General features: G+C 66.5%; 2 protein-coding genes and 1 pseudogene. 1 reads left to right on the forward strand and 2 read right to left on the reverse strand.

Annotation, left to right across the window (positions count from 1 at the left end):
- Together ACODR1_RS24770 and ACODR1_RS24775 are read right to left on the reverse strand one after the other, a co-directional pair.
- Window positions 1-189: pseudogene (locus ACODR1_RS24770) on the reverse strand (acetyl-CoA carboxylase biotin carboxyl carrier protein); the annotation flags it as partial.
- 38 nt (window positions 190-227) lie between these two features.
- Window positions 228-671, reverse strand: coding sequence for a type II 3-dehydroquinate dehydratase (locus ACODR1_RS24775; RefSeq protein ID WP_058346515.1), 444 nt, complete (start codon window positions 669-671; stop codon window positions 228-230).
- 78 nt (window positions 672-749) lie between these two features.
- Here ACODR1_RS24775 and thiS point away from each other — a divergent pair, with 78 nt between their 5' ends.
- Window positions 750-950, forward strand: coding sequence for a sulfur carrier protein ThiS (gene thiS, locus ACODR1_RS24780; protein WP_058346516.1), 201 nt, complete (start codon window positions 750-752; stop codon window positions 948-950).
- Window positions 951-1083: the final 133 nt, after the last annotated feature.

The following is a 1083-nucleotide window of genomic DNA, read 5'->3' on the forward strand; positions in this document are numbered from 1 at the left end:
GGCCGGAGCGGCGACGTAGGTGGCCGGGGCGACCGTCAGTTCACGAGCGACGCGGATCTTCAGGCCGGCATGCTCGACCTCGATTTCGGAGAGGCCGGTGTCCTTCAGGATGTCGGCCAGCTTGCGGACCAGGCGGGCGTCGATCGACGGGGTTTCGGCCGTCTCGGCGGGGGCCTTCGGATTAGACATTGAAGCTTACCTTATCAGTTGGGGCCGGGGCGCGGACGTCAGTCGACGCTGATCAGTCCGGCGGCGGCCTCGATGGCCAGTTCATAGCTTGCGGCGCCGAAGCCGGAGACCAGGCCGGTCGCCGCGAGCGAAACGAAGGTGTGGCGGCGGAACTCCTCCCGCGCCGCAGGGTTCGACAGGTGACACTCGATGACCGGGATATTCAAGGTCTTCAAGGCGTCGAGGAGGGCGATGGAGGTGTGTCCATAACCCGCCGGATTGATCACGAGCGCGCTGGCCTCGGTGCGGGCTTCCTGCACCCAGTCGATCAGCACGCCTTCGTGATTGCTCTGCCGGAACACGACGGAAAGCCCCCTGGCCGCGGCCCGCGCCTCGCAGCGCACGCGCACGTCATCCAGGGTGTCCTTGCCGTAGATCTCGGGCTCCCGCGTTCCCAACAGGTTGAGATTGGGCCCGCTCAGCACATGGATCGGTTTGACCATTCGGCTCCGCCGTCGATTCCGGAGGTCTTGTATAGCCGGTTCCGCCGCGTCACAAGCAGGGCTCGCTTCGGAGGTGAGATGAGACTTCTACTGAACGGCGAAGACCGCCAATTCGACGGCGTCGCCAGCATCGCGGACCTGGTGGCCGCCCTGGGCCTGGACGCGCGCAAGGTGGCGGTCGAACGCAACCTCGAGATCGCGCCGCGCTCTCTGTATGCCGATACGGCGCTGGCGGATGGGGATCGCATCGAGATCGTGACGTTCATCGGCGGGGGGTGAGGCCCTCCGGGAACCTCCCCCTGTGGGCGAGGCGATCGCGGGAGCGATCGGTGGGGGGATGACTTTCCGACGCCTCGAAAGCTGAGAACGGCCCCCCTCCGGCCCTTTGTCCAAGATGCTCCCCCTGAAGGGG

Source organism: Caulobacter sp. FG7 (genome assembly GCF_057808875.1).

Bases quoted from the DNA above. Each gene is read 5' to 3' on its own strand.
- ACODR1_RS24775 (WP_058346515.1), bottom strand. From the start codon at position 671: ATGGTCAAACCGATCCATGTGCTGAGCGGGCCCAATCTCAACCTGTTG.
- thiS (WP_058346516.1), top strand. From the start codon at position 750: ATGAGACTTCTACTGAACGGCGAAGACCGCCAATTCGACGGCGTCGCC.